The following is an 18895-nucleotide window of genomic DNA, read 5'->3' on the forward strand; positions in this document are numbered from 1 at the left end:
ACCGGCCGGCGGGTGTCACGATGTGCGCACAACTCCTTCACGGCAGGTGCGCTTTCGGTCGGTGGGCGGGCGGGAGGCCGCGCGCGGGGGAGACGGTCGCCGGGGCGCCTGCTTAGCCTCCCGGGTCATGAGATCGCCACTGAGACGCCTCGGTCCCGCCGCCGTTCCGGCCTTCGTCCTCGCCTTCGTCCTCGCCCTGTTCGGCATGGCCCCCCAGGCCGCCGCGGCCGACCCCGCGCCCGCCGAGCTGACGTTCACCACCGACACCGCCACCACCACGCCCGGCGGCACGGTCCAGTTGTCGATGACCCTCACCAACAACAGGACGTACGACATCTGGTTCGTGTACCAGACGATCGACCCCACGTGGCTCACCACCCAGCGCCCCGACCTGAAGTACGGCTTCACCGGCTGCGCCCTGGCCACCGCGGCCGGCAGCACCCCCTGCGCGGGGACCGGGCCCGCAGACCTCGGCGCCAACTACGGCACCACCGTCCCGCCCGGGCAGAGCCGGACCGTCACGCTGACCCTGCAGGTCGCACCCGACTCCGGCTGCAACGGCAACATCGGCTTCTACTCGTACTACTACGCCGAGTTCAGCGACACCCAGAACGCCGGCGGCGGTCCGGTGCACACGCCCGAGACCCGGGTGCTCTGCGCCTGACGGGTCTGACGGGCCTGACGGGTCCGGCAGGCTTCTGACGGTCTGCCGGTCCCGACGCCGTTGACCGAATCCGGTTCGGCGAGGCACCGGCCAAGAGGTCCGGACCTCCGGCGGTCGCACCGGTGGGCCCCCGGCCCGCCGGGGGCCCGCTCACGTCTCCGACCTGCTCCGGTGTTCCACGCGCCCCCTGCGGCCTCCCGTGTCCCGAGACGCCGCACCGGTCGCTTGTGGACCGCCGACGCCTTGATGGACGCCCGCACTTTTCCGTCAGGTTTCGCAACTCACCCATAAAAAACACACAAAGGCATCACGATGTGAGGCGACGGATGTGTCGACGACTGGCTTCTGAGGGGGACGCCGGCGTCGCGCGGGGGGTGCGTCGGCTCCGGCGGAGCGGTGTCCACCCCTGCCCGTGGGAGGGGACTGCACCGCATGAAGCGGATCACACGCACCGCCGTGCTCACGGTGGGCGCACTCATCGCCGCCCTCGGTCCGCCGAGCGCGGCCGCGCACGCCGCCGACGACTTACCCCGCGTCGACCTGCGCGTCCTGGTCGTCAGCGACGGAGGCCCGGCCGTGGACGCGATCGCGGCCGAACTCGAGGCCGCCGGCACGCCGTACACCGAAGTGGACCTCACCCGGTCCGACCGCCCCGCCCTCGACGCCGGCTTCCTCGCCGACACCGTGGACGGGCGGCCCCGCGCCAAGTACCAGGCGGTGGTCCTGCCCAACGACAACCCGTTCCCGGTGAACTCGCCCGAGATGACGGCGCTCGCCGCCTACGAGCGGACCTACGACATCCCGCAGGTCGACGCCTACACCTACGCGCGTCCGGAGGCTGGCCTGCGGTACCCGGTCGACGGCGGCTACGCCGGCAGCATCGACGGGGCGCGGGCCGAGGTGACCGCCGCGGGCCGGGAGGGCCCCTTCGGCTACCTGGACGGCCAAGTCCCCTTCGAGGACAACTCGCCGACCGTGGGCGAGAGTTACGCCTACCTTTCGACCCCCGCGGCCGGCGCGGACTTCACCCCGTACGTCGAGGCCGCGATCCCGGGCCGGACCGGGCAGGGCTCGCTGGTGGGGGAGTACCGGCACGACGGGCGGCGGGAACTCGTCGTCACGTTCGTCTACAACCAGTACCAGCAGCAGTTCAGACTGCTGGCCCGCGGCATCGTGGACTGGATGACCGGCGGCGTGCACCTGGGCGCCTCCAGGAACTACTTCGCCGTACACGTCGACGACGTCCTCGCCGCCGACGACCGCTGGGACACGGAGCTGAACTGCACCCCCGGCGACGTCGACTGCCCCGAGGGCGAGGGCACGCCCGACCCGATCCGCATGCTCCCCGCCGACGTCGACCACGCCACTTCCTGGCAGAGCGACCAGGATTTCACCCTCGACCTCGCCTACAACGGCGCCGGGAGCGTCGATCACCGCGAGGACAACGGCGGAACCGACGCCCTGGCGGACCGGCTGATCGCCGAGCGCGACCGGTTCCGCTGGATCAACCACACCTACACGCATGCCTTCCTCGGCTGCGAACAGGACACCACGGTGGTCCCCTGGCGGTGCGCCACCAACGCCGACGGCAGCACCAAGTGGGTCGGCCGCACCGCCGTCTCCGACGAGATCGCCACCAACCGCGTCTGGGGAAGGACCGCCGGACTGCCGCTGCACGACGACGAGCTGGTGACCGGCGAGCACTCCGGACTCAAGGTGCTGCCGCAGCAGCCCGACGACAACCCGAACCTGGCCTTCGCCCTCGCCGACAACGGCATCACCTGGCTCGCCTCGGACAACTCCCGTGACCCCGTGCAACGTCGGGTCGGCCCGGCCACGACCGTGTCCCGTTACCCGATGAACGTCTTCTACAACGCCGGGAGGGCAGCCGAGCAGGTCGACGAGTACAACTGGATCTACACCAGCCGCGCCCAGGGCGGAAGCGGCATCTGCGAGGACAACCCGGCCACCACGACGTGCCTGCCGGCTCCGCTGGACACCGCGACGGGGTACACCGAGCACATCGTCCCCCTCGAGACCCGGATCGCGCTCGGCCACGTCCTCGCCAACGATCCCAAGCCGCACTTCATCCACCAGTCCAACCTGGCCGAGGACCGCATCGCCTACCCGGTCCTGGACGGCGTACTCGACGGCTACGAGGCCCTGTTCGCCGACAACACCCCTGTGGTGAACCTGCGGATGAAGGACATCGGCGCCGAACTCCAGCGCCGCGCCGCCTGGGCCGACGCCCTGAGGGACGGCCGGGTCACCGCCCACCGCACCGGCGGCACGGTGACCGTCGAGGCGCCGGACGGCACGAACGTCACCGTCACCGTGCCCACCGGAACCACCCTCGCGGGCGACGCGTTCGGCGAGGCGTACGCGGGCCGGGCGTCCGGCTGGACGCCGAAGGAGGGCCGGTCCCTGGCCTTCACCCTGCCGGAGTCCGCCACGACCGACGACGGACGGGCCCCGGACACGACGGCCCCGGGGACAAGGGCGCCGGACACGAACGCCCCGGCCGGAACGGCCCCCGCCACCGAGCCGGCCCCGGACACCCGGGTCCCCGCCGGCGTGAGCGACCCCGTCCCGTACACCGTGCGGAGCTGAACGGCGCACGACCCGTGAGCCCGGTCCCCGACGCGTGAGCGGGGGCCGGGACCGGGACCCGCACGACCCTCCCCGCACCTCACACCCGGCCGTGGAGCCCACCGATGCACGTTCACCACGGCGCGCGACGCCCCAGCTCGACGCGCGTCACCCTGCTCACCGAAGGCACCTATCCGCACAGTCACGGCGGTGTGAGCGTCTGGTGCGACCAACTCGTCCGCGGCATGCCCGACATCGACTTCGACGTCCTCGCCGTCACCGGCACCGGCCGTGAACCCGTCGTGTGGGACCTGCCCGCGCACGTCTCCAACCTCCTGACCGTCCCGATGTGGGGAACCCCGCCCGAGGGCCGCCCGCCCGGGCGGCGTCCGCGCGAAGTCCTGGCCGGCGCCTACGAGCAGTTCCTGACGGCGCTGCTCGACCCGTGCGCGGAGAGCGGATTCGCCCCGGCCCTGTACACCATGGCGCGGGCCGCCGCCGGCGGAACACTCGGCCCGTTCCTGCGCGGCGACCGGGCGATCTCCGTGCTGACCGCCGTGTGGAACCGCCGGGGCCTGGTCGTGCGTGAGGCCCGCCCCACGCTGCACGACGCGGTCACCGCCACCGGACTGCTCGAGCACGCCCTGCGCCCGCTGGCCGCGCCCCTGCCGAAGGACGGGGTCGCCCACGCGGTCAGCGGGGGTGTCGCCGTCCTGCCCGGACTGGCCGCCCTGGAACGGCACGGTGTCCCCCTGCTCCTCACCGAGCACGGCGTCTACCTCCGCGAGCGTTACCTCGGCTACCGCACCGGCCCCTACCGCTGGCCGGTCAAGGCGCTCGTCCTGGGCTTCTTCCGGCTGCTGGCCGAGGAGAGCTACCGCAGGGCCGCCCTGATCACACCGGGCAACCGCTACAACCGGCTGTGGGAGGAGGAGGGCGGGGCCGACCCGGCGTCGATCCGCACGGTCTACAACGGGGTGGACCCGGACGCCTTCCCGCCGGCCGGACCCGAACCGGACGTGCCGACCCTCAGCTGGGCCGGCCGCGTCGACCCGATCAAGGACCTGGAAACCCTCGTCCGGGCCCTCGCCCTGGTCAGGGCGGAACGTCCCGACGTCCGGCTACGGCTGTTCGGCGGGACACCCCGGGGCGGGGAGGCCTACCGGGAACGGTGCGAGGCCCTCGCCGCCGGACTCGGCCACGGGGACGCCGTCACCTTCGAGGGCCGCGTCGACGACATCAAGGACGCGTACGCCGCCGGCAACGTCGTGATGCTCTCCAGCATCAGCGAGGGCTTCCCCTTCACCCTGATCGAAGCCATGTCCTGCGGGCGGGCGACGGTGTCCACCGATGTCGGCGGAGTCCGCGAGGCCGTGGGGGACACGGGTCTCGTCGTACCGCCGCGGGACCCGGCCGCGATGGCCGCCGCCGCGCTGGAACTGCTCGGCGATCCCGCGCGGCGCGCGGCCATGGGGGAGGCGGCCCGGCTCCGGGTGATCGAGCAGTTCACCCTGCGCCGGACCGTCGACACCTTCCGCGCCGTCTACCAGGAGCTGTCCGGCACCCGGCGGCCGCCGGCCGAGGAGGGCACACGGAACGGCACGGGGACGTACGCACCGCGTCCGGCCGGTCTCGCCGCACCGTCCCCGGACGAGCGCGCACGGGTTCCGTCACCCATGGCGACAAGGGGGGTGGCCATATGAGCGGCCCCATGGCACTGGAGCCGGGCGGAGCCGAACAGGACACCCTCGCCCTCCGGCCGGCCACCGCCGCCCTACGGCTGCCGCGGGCCCTCCCGGCCGACGACCCCACCCTCGTCGTGCGATTACCGCGGCCCGCCGTGGACCCGGAGGAGGTGGACCGGCTGGCCGCCGGCCTGGCCGACCGCATCGGCCCCGCCGTCCACCCCTACGAGGTGGCCGCGCTGCTGGAGGCGGAAGGACTGTCCGCGGACGCCGTCCGGCAGCGGTACGGCCATCCGAACCTGTTCTCCCTGGCTTCCGCGCTGTACGAGCGCGTTCCCAGGACGTTCCCCGAGCTCGCGGCCGCCCCCGACCCCTGGCGCCCCGACACCGTGCGCTGCCTGCTGCGCGGCGTGCTGTTCGCCCTGCCGGGCCTCGCCTACCTGCTCGCCGCACCGCTGGGGCAGGCGGCACGGTACGCGCCCGCCCTCATCGCGGCCGGTGTCGTCTCCTGGGCCTGGGGCCAGGCACTGGGGCACCGCGCCCACCTGCGCCTGGCGACGGGGCGCCACGAAGCGGGCCGCACCCTCCTGACCGGGGCCGCCCTCGGCGCGGCCCTGGCCACAGCGACCGCGGCCGCGGTGGCCGGCGGCGGACCGGTCACCCTGGCCGCCGCCGCACAGTCGCTGTACCTGGCCGCCGCCTCGGTGCTGCTGGTCCTCGCCCGGGAAAGGCTGCTGCTGGCAGCCCTGACACCGCTGATCGCCGGCGCCGTGCCGCTGCCGTGGTGGGAGCCCGGCCCCGTGCCGAGGCTCGGTCTGCCCCTGCTGGCGCTGACGGCCACCCTCGCCGCCGCCGGCTGGTCGCTGCGGGGCGCGCTCGGCACCCCGCCCGCCCCCGGCGCGCGCCGGCCACCGCTGCCGGTCTCCCTGCCCTACGGACTGTTCGGCCTCGCCGCGGCGTCACTGGTCCTGCTGGAGGGCCGACAGCATCCGTACGCCGTGATCGTGCTGACCGTGAGCATGGGGCCGGCCGAGTGGCTGCTCTACCGCTACCGCGGCTGGTCGGTCGCGGCACTGCGGGCGACCGCGACGCCCACCGCCTTCCTCCTGAGGTCGGCCGGCCTCCTCGGTCTCTGCCTGCTCGCCTATCTCCTGCCGTTGACGCCCGCGGCACTCCTCACCGGAGCCGACCCGGCCGTGCTGCTGCTCCTCGCCGCGACGCTGTGGACGGCCCTGCTGCTCCAGGCGTTCGGCGTCGCCTGGCCCTCCGCCCTGATCTGCCTGACCGCCGCGGGCTGCGCCGCCCTGGTCACCCTGCTGAACCTGCCACCGGGGCCGGCCGTCCTGCCGCTGTGCTGCGGCGCCGCGGCCCTGTGCCTGTCGGTGTGCGTACTGAGGCTGCTCGGCCGGCCGTCGGTGCACGCCTGACCGCCCCCGCGTACCACCCGCACCCCGGCGCCACCGGGCGGACGGGCACCGCCCCGCCCCACGGCCCGGCACCGCGCACCACTCGGCACCGCCGCACACCACCCGTTCAAGCAACCGGAAGGACACCCGAGTTGACCTCCGCACCGCTCGCCGCCGTCACCGGGGCCGAAGGCTTCATCGGCTCACACCTCACCGAAGCGCTCGTCGCCTCGGGGCACCGCGTCCGGGCCATGGCCCAGTACAACTCCTTCTCCTCCTACGGATGGCTGGAGACCCTCTCCCCGGACGTCCTGGACCACGTGGACGTCGTCCTCGGCGACGTCCGGGACCCCGGATCGGTCCGCGGCCTGCTCGACGGGGCCGACTGCGCCTACCACCTGGCCGCGCTCATCGCGATCCCGTACTCCTACCGGGCGCCGCACAGCTACGTGGACACCAACGTCACCGGTACCCTCAACGTGCTCGAAGCGGTACGCCAGTTGAACACGCCGAGACTGGTGCACACCTCCACGAGCGAGACCTACGGCACCGCGCGAACCGTGCCGATCACCGAGGACCACCCCATCAACACCCAGTCCCCGTACGCCGCTTCGAAGGCGGGCGGGGACCGGCTGGCCGACAGCTACCACGCGAGCTTCGACACCCCGGTGGTGACGCTGCGGCCGTTCAACACCTTCGGGCCGCGCCAGTCGATGCGCGCGGTGATCCCCACCGTCATCGGCCAGGTCGCGGCGGGGGAGCGCACCATCACCCTCGGCGACCTGCGTCCCACGCGGGACTTCACCTACGTCCAGGACACGGCGCAGGCCTTCCTCGCCGTCGGCACCGCACCCGCCGAGCAGGTCGTGGGCCGCACCTTCAACGCCGGTACCGGCGGGGAGATCTCGGTCGGCGACCTCGTCGCGCTGATCGGCGAGGTCATGGAGACCGCCCTCGACGTGCGGGAGGACGCCACCCGGCTGCGGCCCGCCAACTCCGAGGTGATGCGGCTGGTCGCCGACGCCACCCGGCTCGCCGCCGCCACCGGCTGGAAACCCGCCCACACGCTGGAGCAAGGACTCGCCCGGACCGTGGAGTTCTTCCGCGACCCGGCCAACCTGGCCCGCTACAAGGCCGGCATCTACAACATCTGACCCGCCCCCTCTGACCCGCACCACCCGATCCGCGTCCGGCACGTCCCCGGGGAACACGAAGGATCCGAAGGAGAAGCCCCATGCACGCAGTGATACTGGCAGGAGGCAAGGGCGTCCGGCTGCGGCCCTACACCACAGCCCTTCCCAAGCCGCTCGTCCCCATCGGCGACCAGCACGCCATCCTGGAGATCGTGCTGCGCCAGCTCGCCACGTCCGGCTTCACCCACTGCACCATCGCCATCGGCCACCTCGGCGAGATCATCCGCGCCTACGTCGGCGACGGCTCCCAGTGGGGCATGAACATCGACTACGCCACCGAGGAGAACCCCCTGGGCACCATGGGCCCCCTGCTCACGCTGCGTGAGCGGCTGCCCGAGACCTTCCTGGTGATGAACGGCGACGTCCTGACCGACCTCGACTACGCCGACGTCCTGAACCGGCACCGGGAGTCCGGTGCCCCGCTGACCATCGCGACCTACGCCCGCAAGGTCCACATCGACTTCGGCGTGCTGACCACACAGGACAGCAGGGTCGTCGCCTTCACCGAGAAACCCAGCATGGACTACCGCGTCTCCATGGGTGTCTACGGGCTCTCCCGCTCGACGCTCGAGGACTACACACCCGGCCTCCCGCTGGGCTTCGACGAACTCGTCCTGGACCTCCTCACCGCCCGGCGTCCGCCGCACGCCTACGAGTTCGACGGATACTGGCTGGACATCGGACGTCCGGACGACTACGACCGGGCCAACGCGGAGTTCACCACCCGCAAGTCCATGCTGCTCAAGGGAGCCTGAGCACCCATGCGCATTCTCGTCCTGGGCCGCACCGGTTACCTGGGCCGTCATGTCGTCGCACACCTGCGCGGCCTGCCGGACACCCACCTCCCCGAGGCCGGCCGCTCGTCCACGGGGGCCGGCGCGGGTCTGCGCGTCGACCTGGCCGCCGACTCCCCGGACCGGCTGGCCAAGACCCTGGCGGAGGCGGCGCCGGACGCCGTGATCAACTGCGCGGGCGCGACCGGCGGGGACGCGGTCACCCTGGCCGAGGTCAACGCCCGCGGCCCCGCCGCCCTGTGCGCCGCACTGCGGCAGGCCGCACCCCGGGCACGTCTGGTGCATCTGGGGTCGGCCGCCGAGTACGGCCCCGGGGAACCCGGCACCAAGGTGACGGAGACGGCGGCGACCCGCCCGCTCGGACCGTACGGCGCGACCAAACTCGCGGGCACGGCGGCGGTGACGGCCTCCGGCCTGGACGCGGTGGTGCTGCGCGTGGGCAATCCGGTGGGACCGGGTGCGCCGCCCACCGGCCTGCCCGGCCGGGTCGCCGCCCTGCTGCGCGAGGCCGGCGCGGCGACGGGGACGGGGACGGGGACAGGGACGATGCTGCGGCTCGGTGACCTGTCCGCGTACCGCGACTTCGTCGACGTACGCGACGTCGCGCGCGCGGCGGTGCTCGCCGTCACGGCGGCCGGGCCGCTCCCGGCCGTCCTCAACATCGGCGGCGGCGAGGCGGTCCGCGTGCGCGACCTGGTGCACACGCTGGCCTGCCGGGCCGGTTTCGGGGGGCGGATCGAGGAGGACACGGGGACCGTGGGAGGCTCGGCCCGCTCGGCGGCGGTGTCGTGGCAGTGCTCCGACATCACGGCGGCGGGCGAGGCACTCGGCTGGCGTCCCTCGTACACCCTCGAGGAGTCACTGGCCGCGCTGTGGGCGGACGGCGGCGCGGGCACCGGTGACACGGACGCCCCGGGTAGGGACGCCACCGGCACGGAAGGCGACCGCGCGCCGTGAGCCTGCTGATCCCCCTGTACGTCCACCCGGCCGAGGACCCGGGCGCCTGGCACCGGCTCATCACGGCCGCCGACCGTACCTACGCGGTCGTGCTCAACCCCGCGAACGGCCCCGGGACCGGCCCGGACCAGGCCTTCACGGCGGTCGCGGACGCGCTGCGGACGGCGGGCGCCCGGCTGCTCGGCTACGTCGACACCGACTACGGCGCGCGGGACCCGTCCGCGGTCGCCGCCGACGCGCGCCGGCACCGGGAGTGGTACGCGGTCGACGGCTGCTTCCTGGACCGGGTGACCGCAGGGCCGGACGGCCTGCCGGGCTGCCGCAGGCTGGTCCGGTCCCTGCGCCGGACCGGCGCGCGGACCGTCGTGCTCAACCCCGGCGTGGACCCGGCGCCCGGCTACGTCCGCCTCGCCGACCTGACCGTCACCTTCGAGGGCCACTGGTCCACCTACGTCGCCGCGTTCAGCCGCTCCGCCAGGGCGAAGTCGCCCCCGCCGGAACGGCTCTGCCACCTTGTCTACGGTGTGCCCGAAGCGCTCGTGCCCCTGGCCGTACGCACCGCGCAGGACCGGGGCGCGGGGATCTGCGGCCCCGTGACGGGTGAACTGCCCAATCCCTGGGCAGAGCTGACCCCTGCCCTGACCGTGACCGGAGACGAGGGACGGACATGAGCGGGAGGAATCCTTCGCCGTACGCGCCCGCAAGGCCCGCGCGGCCCGCGATGACGGTGCTGGCCGTGCTGGCCGCACTGGCCGCGCTGGCCACCACGGCCCTGACCGGATGCTCCGGCCCGGACGGCGCCGGGGACACGAACGCCCGGACCACACCGCCACCCCGTGCCTCACCGGCCACGCCCGGCCCCTCCCGCACCCCTGACCGGACACTCTGGCGCCCGCGCCCCGGGCTCGCCTGGCAGTGGCAGCTCGACGGCAGGGCGGACCCGTCGGCCGAGGTGCCCGTCTACGACATCGACGGCTTCGAGAACACCGCCGCGGACGTGGCCCGCCTCCACCGCGACGGCCGCAAGGTGATCTGCTACCTCAACGTCGGCGCCTGGGAGGACTTCCGGCCCGACCGGGACGCGTTCCCGCGCTCCGTCCTCGGCAGGCCCAACGGCTGGCAGGGCGAGCGCTGGCTGGACATCCGCCGGATCGCCGTCCTGAAGCCGATCATGGAGCGGCGGTTCGACATGTGCCGGGACAAGGGCTTCGACGCGGTGGAGCCGGACCTGGTGGAGGGCTACGACCACGACACCGGGTTCCCGCTCACCGCCGCCGACCAGATCCGCTACAACCGCATGATCGCGGACATCGCGCACGAACGCGGTCTGTCGGTGGGTCTCAAGAACGACCTGCCGCAGATCCCGCACCTCGTGGACGACTTCGACTTCGCCGTCAACGAGGAGTGCGCGCAGTACGGCGAGTGCGCCGAGCTCACTCCGTTCATCGAGGCGGGCAAAGCGGTCTTCCACGTGGAGTACGCGGAGCCGACCGGAGAGTTCTGTGCCGAGTCCCGCGAGCTGAGGCTGTCGTCCATGCGGAAGAAGCCGGAACTGGGGGTGTGGCGGGACCCGTGCTGACCCGAGCGTGAGAGGGGGGAACGCGCAGAGCGTGAGGGAGACACCACCGAACACCCTGCAATACCGCTGAGACGGGCCGGAGAAGGCCCCGGTCCTGATTCCGGGCCCCTCGCCCGGCACGACGTGGCACAGGGTGCAACGGCCCTCCAGGGGCGTCCAGTCGATCCACGACAGGTGCATCGTGCCAGGCCGGAGAGTCGGGGCCCGGAGGCGTCCGCGCAGTCGGTGAGACCTGTGCGAGAGCGTGGGGGACGACGGAGTCCCACCGGGGCACTTCGGATCCGGTGGTCGTCGCAACACCCCGGCCCAAGGGGCGGGACGGACTTCGGGATCCGCAGGGAGCGGAAGCCGCGGAGGCCCGGGAAGCTCCGGCTCGTGCGGCAGGAGTGCTTCCGGCTCGTGCGGACGGGACGCGACGGCCCGAGTGGCGAACGGCCGGATCGTTGGTGCTGTGGCCGGATCGCACAGCGGAAAGCCGCAGGTGTGGGCCCAGGCGCCACAGCGGCCGGCCGTGAGGCCGGTGAGCCCGGGCACGTGCCTTTCCGCCGGACCTGGTCGCGAGCCACACTCTGCTCCGCCGGAAGGTGTCGGAAGCAGCCATACCGGTCGGCTGTCGTGCGTCCTTAAGGTCGTCGCGTTGCGGGAAAGGCCATGGCGCACAGGTCGGACGATGTGCGCGCCTGGGCCGTTCGGGGCGTACGCGCCCCTTGACGGAGAGGGGCAGTATGGGGCTGGACAAGACGGTCGACAGCATGGACGAGGCGGTGGCGGACATCCCCGAGGGGGCGTCGCTGGCTGTCGGCGGGTTCGGGTTGTGCGGCATACCGAGTGCGTTGATCGCCGCGCTGCTGGAGCAGGGTGCGGGTGGTCTCGAGGTCGTCTCCAACAACTGCGGAGTGGACGACTGGGGGCTGGGGCTCCTGCTGCGGGCCGGCCGGATCGCGCGCATGACCAGTTCGTACGTGGGTGAGAACAAGGAGTTCGCCCGCCAGTACCTGAGCGGCGAACTGGAGGTGGAGCTGGTGCCGCAGGGGACACTGGCGGAACGGCTGCGCGCCGGCGGGGCGGGCATCCCGGCGTTCTACACGCCGGCCGGGGCCGGGACGCAGATCGGGGAGGGCGGGCTGCCCTGGCGGTACGCCCCGGACGGGCAGGTCGCGGTGGCGTCGCCGCCCAAGGAGAAGCGGACGTTCGACGGCCGTGAGTACCTGCTGGAGGAGGGCATCAGGACCGATTACGCCCTGGTGCGGGCCACCATCGGGGACCGTCACGGCAACCTGGTGTTCCGCTCCTCGGCCCGCAACTTCAACCCGCTGGCCGCGATGGCCGGTCGCGTCACCGTCGCTGAGGTCGAGCACCTGGTGGAGCCGGGTGAACTGGATCCGGACGAGGTGCACTTGCCGGGAGTGTTCGTACAGCGGGTGGCCCGGGTCTTTCCCGACGATCCGGCCGCCGAGCGGCGGATCGAACGACGGTGTGTGCGTACCGAGCAGGAAGGCGGTGCCTGACATGGCGCTCACGCGCGAGCAGATGGCGGCCCGGGCCGCCCGCGAACTGGTGGACGGCACGTACGTCAACCTCGGCATCGGCCTGCCCACTCTCATCCCGAACCACCTGCCGCCGGGCGTCGAGGTGGTGCTGCAGTCCGAGAACGGCATCCTCGGCGTCGGCCCGTACCCGCTCGAGGAAGAGATCGACCCGGACCTGATCAACGCGGGCAAGGAGACGGTGACGGTGCTGCCCGGGGCGTCCTTCTTCGACTCCGCGCTGTCCTTCGGCATGATCCGCGGCGGCCACATCGACACCGCCGTGCTGGGGGCCATGCAGGTGGCGTCCTCCGGGGATCTGGCGAACTGGATGATCCCGGGAAAGATGGTCAAGGGCATGGGCGGTGCCATGGACCTGGTCCACGGGGCCCGCCGGGTCATCGTGCTGATGGAGCACACCGCCAAGGACGGCAGCCCCAAGCTCGTCGCGAAGTGCGATCTGCCGCTGACCGGCACGGGTGTCGTGCAGCGCGTCATCACCGATCTCGCCGTCGTCGACATCACCCCCGACGGGTTCTCGCTGGCCGAACTCGCCCCCGGAGTCGGCGTCGACGACGTGCGCACCGCGACAGGCGCCGACCTGCTCGTGCCCGCACATCTGGAAGCGCCTGCCGGTGTCTGACTAACAGATCCATGCCGGCGGCACAATCCCCGCGCGTTCCTGTCGTGGCAAGCGGGCTGTGGGGATCCCTGCCATACCGTGGCTCCTCGGCCACGCCCTACGGTGCCGGACACCGGGCCACTCCGGCCGAATCAAGCCAGGAGAGCGCCCGGTGTCCCCCCACGACACCGAGGGAGCCGCCATGCAGTCGCCGTACTGGGGAACCACCGCCCCGCTGTCCCGTATCCCGTCCGTACCGCCCCCGGTCGCGTCGCCGTGCCCGCCGGGGCGTGGGTGGCGCGGATCGCTGTCCCGCCTGGTGGCGGTCGTGGTCTTCGTCCTCGCCGCCGCCCTGGTCGGTCCGGCGCCCACGGCCCACGCCGCGGTCGGCCTGACCAAGGTCACCGACTTCGGCGCCAACCCGGGCCAGTTGAACATGTACATCTACCGGCCCGCGTCCCTGCCCGACCGGCCGGCGGTGGTGTTCGCGCTGCACGGCTGCAGCCAGGACGCCCAGACGTACGCCGACAACTCCGGCCTGCCCGAACTCGCCGACCGGCACAAGTTCCTGGTGGTGTTCGCCGAGACCACTTTCACGAACAACATGGGCAAGTGCTTCAACTGGTTCCAGCCCGCCGACAACCGCAGAGGCCAGGGCGAAGCCGCGTCGATCCGGCAGATGGCCGCGCACACGGTCTCCGCCTACGGCGCGGACGCCCGGCGGACCTACGTCACCGGCCTGTCCGCCGGCGGCGCCATGACGTCGGCGATGCTCGCCACGTACCCGGACGTCTTCCAGGCCGGCGCGGTCGTGGCGGGCCTGCCCTACGGCTGCGCCAACGACCTCATAGCCGCCGGCACGTGCATGAGCCCCGGAACCGACCTGACCCCGGCCCAGTGGGCGCAGCGGGTTCGCGACGCCCATCCCTCGTGGTCCGGCCCCTGGCCCCGCATGGCCGTCTGGCACGGTGACAAGGACACCAAGGTCGTCCCCCGCAACGCCGACGAACTGCGCGACCAGTGGACCGCACTGCACGGCCTGTCCCAGAAGCCGACCCGCACGTCCGTGATCGGCCCGAACTCCACCCGGCACGAGGAGTACGCCGCCGCGGACGACTCGGTGGCCGTCGAGGTGAACCGCGTCCCGGACATCGGGCACGCCACGCCGGTCGATCCCGGCGGCGGGGCTCAGCAGTGCGGCAGCACCGGCACCGCCAACTTCCAGGCCTCCATCTGCTCCAGCCACTGGATCACCCGGTTCTTCGGCCTGTCGGAGCCCTTCGAGGACAACAGGCTGCCCGCCCCGACCGGTCTGGCCGTGAGCGAGGCCACCGACACCACCGTCCGCCTGAGCTGGGACCCCGTCGACGGCGCCGACGGCTACCTCGTCCACCGCGACGGTGCCCTGCTCACCACGGCAGACGCCACGTCCTACGCCGACACCGGCCTGACCGCGGGCTCCTCCCACACCTACGCGGTCGCCGCCCGTGACGCCGACGGCGAGCCGGGACGGCTCTCCGGCGCGATCACCGCGCGGACCACCGGTGGCGTGACCGCCTGCTGGACCGCCACCAACTACGCCCACGTCCAGGCAGGACGCGCCACCACCAGCGGCGGCCACACCTACGCCAAGGGCTCGGAAGAGAACATGGGTCTGTACAACATATTCGTCACCCACACCCTGAAGGAGTCACCCGCCGGCCACTTCACCCTCGCGGACGGAACCTGCCCCTGACGCGGGGCCGGTCATGGCCGTGGACGCCTCCCCGCAGCATCCACGGCCCTGTGCCCGTCATGGTGGCGGCCCACCTGAGAGAAGCCGCCGTCATGGCGGGCACACACATGTTCCCGTGCCGGATGTGCCGCCTAGCCTCCAGCCCGTCCATCCACCGCCGTCCACTGGAGGCTCTCCATGGCTTTGTCCATCGGCGTCAGTTCGAGCTGGAGGGGGCGCACCGCACTCGGTGCTCTCGCCCTGGCCACTGCCGTAGCCCTGCTTCCCTCATCGGCCTCGGCCCGGCCGGCCCCCGACCGCGCCGCCGGCCACTGCGCCCACCAGTCCCACCTCCGCGTCCCGGGTGCCGCTCATCAGCAGGCCGACTGTCTGAACGAGCTGACCACGGCGGGAACCGTGGCATCCGGCCACACCGACCCGGCCGACTGGGCCGGCCTCACCCCGAAGGACCTCACCGTCCCCGAGGGTGTGCCGGGTATCCAGATCGACGGATACTTCCCCGACTCCTCGACCACCAACACCAACCACGGTTGGAACCACGACTCGCAGTTCGTCATCCGGCTGCCCGACCGCTGGAACGGCGGGCTGATCGTGGCCGGCACCCCCGGCAACCGCGAGCAGTACGCCAACGACCGGGCCATCGCCGACTGGGTGCTCGCCCGCGGCTACGCCTACGCGGCCATCGACAAGGGCAACACCGGTATCAACTTCCACCGCGACGGCTCCCGGCCCGGTGACGCCGTCGCCGAATGGAACACCCGGCTCACCCAGCTGACCCGCGCCGCCCGCGCGGTGGTCGCCCAGCGGTACCACCGGCCGCCCGTGCGCACCCTGGCCACGGGGATGTCCAACGGCGGCTACCTCGTGCGGTGGCAGTTGGAGAACCACCCCGAGCTGTACGACGGCGGCGTCGACTGGGAAGGCGCCCTCTGGCACGCGAAGGGCCCCAACCTGTTCACCTTCCTGCCGCCCACCCTGCGCCACTACCCCGCCTACGCGGCGGGCGGCCCCGGCGCCGAACCGGCACGCGAGGAACTGCACCGCGCGGGCTTCCCGGCCGGATCGGAGTTCCTGTGGCCCTTCCACCACCAGGTCTACTGGGACCTGACCCAGCGCATCTACCGTGAGGAGTTCGACCCCTCCTTCGACGGTGCGACGGAAGCCGGCACACCGTACTGCGCCCCCAAGACCCCCGGCTGCGACGCCGACTACGACTACGCCACCCGTCCGGCCGAGGTCCACAAGGCCGTGCAACGCGTCGCGCTGACCGGCCGCATCGGCAAGCCGCTGATCACCGTCCACGGCACGCTGGACGTCCTGCTGCCCAGCAGGGAGAACTCCGACGCCTACTCCCGCATGATCCGTGAGTCGGGCCGCGGCCACCTGCACCGCTACTACCGCATCGAGGACGGCACGCACACCGATTCCCTCGTCGACAGCTTCCCCGACCGGCTCCGGCCCCTGCTGCCCTGCCACCGCTCGGCCTTCACCGCCCTGGAGAGCTGGCTCACCACCGGGCATCGTCCGCCCGCGAGCCACACCGTCGTCCGGCCCGAAGGCGCCACCCCGGCGAGCCTGCTCACCAGCTGCCGTCTCGACGGGTGACCCCATGGCGGCCGCGGCCCTGCGCCACGGCCGCCGCATGCCCTGCCCGACCGAACACCTCGGTCTGTGGTGGAACCCGCTACAGACCGAGGTCTCATTGTGTCTGTCGAATACATAGGTGTGACGTGACGGTGTCCCTACTGTTTCCGGCCATGACAAGCGAATTCCGTCCACTCACCGTCCGCTCGGCGTCCACGGGTGCCGGCGTGGACCTGACGTCCCGGACCGCCCTGGTCACCGGCGGCGGCAGCGGTATCGGCAAGGCGTGCGCCGTGGCGCTGGCGGCGGCGGGCGCCCTGGTGTACGTGGTCGACCGGGACGCCGAGGCGGCCAAGGCGGTCGCCGCCGAGATCGGCGGCGAGGCGCGCATCGCCGATCTGGCCGACCCGGCCGCGATCGACGCGCTGCCGGCCGAGGCCGACATCCTGGTCAACAACGCCGGCCTGCAGCACGTGGCGCCGGTGACGGAGTTCCCGCCGGAGCGGTTCGCCCTCATCCAGCAGGTCATGGTGACCGCCCCGTTCCTGCTGATGCGCCGCAGCCTGCCCCACATGTACGCGCAGGGCTGGGGACGGGTGATCAACATCTCCAGCGTCCACGGACTGCGGGCCAGCGCCTACAAGTCGGCCTACGTCGCCGCCAAACACGCGCTGGAGGGCCTGAGCAAGGTGGTCGCGCTCGAGGGCGCCCCCCACGGCGTGACCAGTAACTGCATCAACCCCGGCTACGTCCGCACCCCCCTGGTCGAGAACCAGATCCGCGACCAGGCCACCGCTCACGGGATCAGCCCCGAAGACGTCCTGACCGATGTGCTGCTCACCCGCTCACCCATCAAGCGCCTGCTGGAGGCGGAGGAGGTCGCCGCGGCCGCGCTGTGGCTGTGCGCCGACCACAGCAGCTACATCACCGGCACCTCACTCCCCCTCGACGGCGGCTGGGGAGCCAACTGACCAGCCGCCCCGGGCGCCGCCCCCGCGCCGCCCCCGTCCCCACGACCGCCCCCCACGCCTGTCCCCGCACCCGCACCCGAGAATCGGTGAACCCATGACCGAGACCACAACCGCCAAGCCGGGCGAGCCCCGCTCCGGCGGCATCGCCCGTATCGTCGGCGCGAGCCTGATCGGCACCACCGTCGAGTGGTACGACTTCTTCCTCTACGGTTCCGCCGCCGCGCTGGTGTTCAACACCCTCTTCTTCCCCAACAGCGACCCGCTGGTGGGCACGCTGCTCGCCTTCATGACCTACGCGATCGGGTTCCTGGCCCGGCCGATCGGCGGCATGGTCTTCGGACACTACGGCGACAAGATCGGCCGTAAGAAGCTGCTCGTGCTCAGCCTGCTGATGATGGGCGGCGCCACCTTCGCCATGGGCCTGCTGCCCACCTACGGCACCATCGGCGTCGGCGCCCCGATCCTGCTCACCGTGCTGCGCCTGATCCAGGGCTTCGCCCTGGGCGGCGAATGGGGCGGCGCCGTGCTGATCGTCTCCGAGCACGGGGGCGACAAGCACCGCGGCTTCTGGGCCTCCTGGCCGCAGTGCGGCGTCCCCGCCGGCAACCTGCTGGCCACCGCCGTCCTCGCGCTGCTGGCCTCCGTCCAGTCCGAAGCGGCATTCCTGTCCTGGGGCTGGCGCATCCCCTTCCTGCTCTCCGGCGTCCTGGTCGTGGTCGGACTGTGGATCCGCATCTCGGTGACCGAATCACCGGTCTTCCTCGCCGCCCAGGCCAAGGCCGAAGCGGAAGCCGCCAAGGGGGCCAAGGCCGAGGCGCCCGTCATCGAGGTCTTCCGCCGCAGCTGGCGTGAGGTGCTCGGGGCCATCGGCGTCCGGTTCGGCGAGAACATCTCCTACTACATCGTGACCTCCTTCCTGCTGGTCTATGTCACCACCCACCTGGAGCTGCCGAAGAGCACCGCGCTGAACGCCGTCCTGATCGCCTCCGCCGTCCACTTCGTCACCATCCCGCTGTGGGGAGCGCTGTCCGACCGCATCGGCCGCAGGCCCGTGACGCTGATCGGCGCCGTCGGCATGGCAGTCTGGGCTTTCTTCTTCTTCTCCCTGGTCGACACGGAGTCCTTCACCGTGATCACCCTGTCGGTCACCGCGGGCCTGCTGCTCCACGGCGCGATGTACGGTCCCCAGGCCGCCTTCATCTCCGAGATGTTCGACACCAAGGTCCGCTACTCCGGGGCCTCCGTGGGCTCACAGCTCGCCTCCATCGTCGCCGGCGCCCTCGCCCCCATCATCGCCGTCGAGCTCCTCAGGCGTTACGGATCGTCGACTCCCATCGCCGTGTACCTCTGTGCCGCCGCGGTGATCACCGCCATCACCGTCGTCGTCATCAAGGAGACCCGTGGCCGAGACCTGACCGTCTCGACCACGGATGCGCCGCCGGAGCAGCAGCAGGAGACACCGGTCGCCAGTACCAACCGGGTCTGAGGAACCACCGTGCCGCGGTCCGCCCGCTCAAGGAGGAAACGGGTGGACCGCGGCACGTCCACTTCGGGCGCAGCGCTCTTCGGACCAGTCATCACAGCCCATGC

Annotated in this window: 15 protein-coding genes and 1 pseudogene; all 16 read left to right on the plus strand. The window is 72.3% G+C overall.

Features of this window, described 5'->3' with window-relative positions; all coding sequences use genetic code 11:
- Positions 1-127: 127 nt before the first annotated feature.
- The 16 genes and pseudogenes from OHB56_RS34875 (at position 128) to OHB56_RS34950 (ending at position 18791) form a co-directional block, all read left to right on the plus strand.
- Entirely contained in the window at positions 128-664 is a 537-nt protein-coding gene (locus tag OHB56_RS34875; RefSeq protein ID WP_326755707.1) for a hypothetical protein, read from the plus strand.
- Positions 665-1096: 432 nt separating this feature from the next.
- Entirely contained in the window at positions 1097-3274 is a 2178-nt protein-coding gene (locus OHB56_RS34880; protein ID WP_406357739.1) for a hypothetical protein, read from the plus strand.
- Positions 3275-3378: 104 nt separating this feature from the next.
- The gene (pelF, locus tag OHB56_RS34885; protein ID WP_406357741.1) at positions 3379-4956 is read left to right on the plus strand and encodes a GT4 family glycosyltransferase PelF; all 1578 of its coding nucleotides are present in this window, start codon (positions 3379-3381) and stop codon (positions 4954-4956) included.
- Positions 4953-6365 carry a hypothetical protein gene (locus OHB56_RS34890; RefSeq protein ID WP_406357743.1) on the plus strand — a complete coding sequence of 471 codons (1413 nt, stop codon included), beginning with the start codon at positions 4953-4955 and terminating at the stop codon, positions 6363-6365. The genes pelF and OHB56_RS34890 overlap by 4 nt, the downstream gene beginning before the upstream one ends.
- Before the next feature lie 131 nt (positions 6366-6496).
- On the plus strand, positions 6497-7498 hold the full coding sequence (locus tag OHB56_RS34895; RefSeq protein ID WP_326755711.1) for a GDP-mannose 4,6-dehydratase: 1002 nt from the start codon (positions 6497-6499) through the stop codon (positions 7496-7498).
- Positions 7499-7578: 80 nt separating this feature from the next.
- Positions 7579-8292, plus strand: a complete 714-nt coding sequence (locus OHB56_RS34900; RefSeq protein ID WP_326755712.1) for a sugar phosphate nucleotidyltransferase — start codon at positions 7579-7581, stop codon at positions 8290-8292.
- A 6-nt stretch (positions 8293-8298) separates the two neighbouring features.
- Positions 8299-9288 (plus strand): NAD-dependent epimerase/dehydratase family protein, encoded by a 990-nt coding sequence (locus tag OHB56_RS34905; RefSeq protein WP_406357746.1) that lies wholly within the window; start codon positions 8299-8301, stop codon positions 9286-9288.
- Positions 9285-9959: a spherulation-specific family 4 protein gene (locus OHB56_RS34910; RefSeq protein ID WP_406357748.1), complete on the plus strand. Its 675-nt coding sequence runs from the start codon at positions 9285-9287 to the stop codon at positions 9957-9959. The genes OHB56_RS34905 and OHB56_RS34910 overlap by 4 nt, the downstream gene beginning before the upstream one ends.
- The gene (locus OHB56_RS34915; protein ID WP_406357750.1) at positions 9956-10867 is read left to right on the plus strand and encodes an endo alpha-1,4 polygalactosaminidase; all 912 of its coding nucleotides are present in this window, start codon (positions 9956-9958) and stop codon (positions 10865-10867) included. Before OHB56_RS34910 ends, OHB56_RS34915 begins: the two co-directional genes overlap by 4 nt.
- Before the next feature lie 31 nt (positions 10868-10898).
- Positions 10899-11009 (plus strand): annotated as a pseudogene (locus tag OHB56_RS34920) (3-oxoadipate enol-lactone hydrolase); the annotation flags it as partial.
- A gap of 583 nt (positions 11010-11592) precedes the next feature.
- Positions 11593-12375 carry a CoA transferase subunit A gene (locus OHB56_RS34925; RefSeq protein WP_326755715.1) on the plus strand — a complete coding sequence of 261 codons (783 nt, stop codon included), beginning with the start codon at positions 11593-11595 and terminating at the stop codon, positions 12373-12375.
- A 1-nt stretch (position 12376) separates the two neighbouring features.
- Positions 12377-13036, plus strand: a complete 660-nt coding sequence (locus tag OHB56_RS34930; RefSeq protein ID WP_326755716.1) for a CoA transferase subunit B — start codon at positions 12377-12379, stop codon at positions 13034-13036.
- A 415-nt stretch (positions 13037-13451) separates the two neighbouring features.
- Positions 13452-14750 carry a PHB depolymerase family esterase gene (locus OHB56_RS34935; RefSeq protein WP_406359274.1) on the plus strand — a complete coding sequence of 433 codons (1299 nt, stop codon included), beginning with the start codon at positions 13452-13454 and terminating at the stop codon, positions 14748-14750.
- Positions 14751-14927: 177 nt separating this feature from the next.
- Positions 14928-16355, plus strand: a complete 1428-nt coding sequence (locus OHB56_RS34940; protein WP_406357752.1) for a 3-hydroxybutyrate oligomer hydrolase family protein — start codon at positions 14928-14930, stop codon at positions 16353-16355.
- 152 nt (positions 16356-16507) lie between these two features.
- Complete coding sequence (locus OHB56_RS34945) at positions 16508-17305, plus strand: 3-hydroxybutyrate dehydrogenase (protein ID WP_406357754.1); 798 nt, start codon at positions 16508-16510, stop codon at positions 17303-17305.
- A gap of 94 nt (positions 17306-17399) precedes the next feature.
- The gene (locus OHB56_RS34950; RefSeq protein ID WP_406357756.1) at positions 17400-18791 is read left to right on the plus strand and encodes an MFS transporter; all 1392 of its coding nucleotides are present in this window, start codon (positions 17400-17402) and stop codon (positions 18789-18791) included.
- Positions 18792-18895: the final 104 nt, after the last annotated feature.

It is taken from the genome of Streptomyces sp. NBC_01635 (assembly GCF_045209715.1).
GTDB classification, from domain to species: domain Bacteria; phylum Actinomycetota; class Actinomycetes; order Streptomycetales; family Streptomycetaceae; genus Streptomyces; species Streptomyces hirsutus.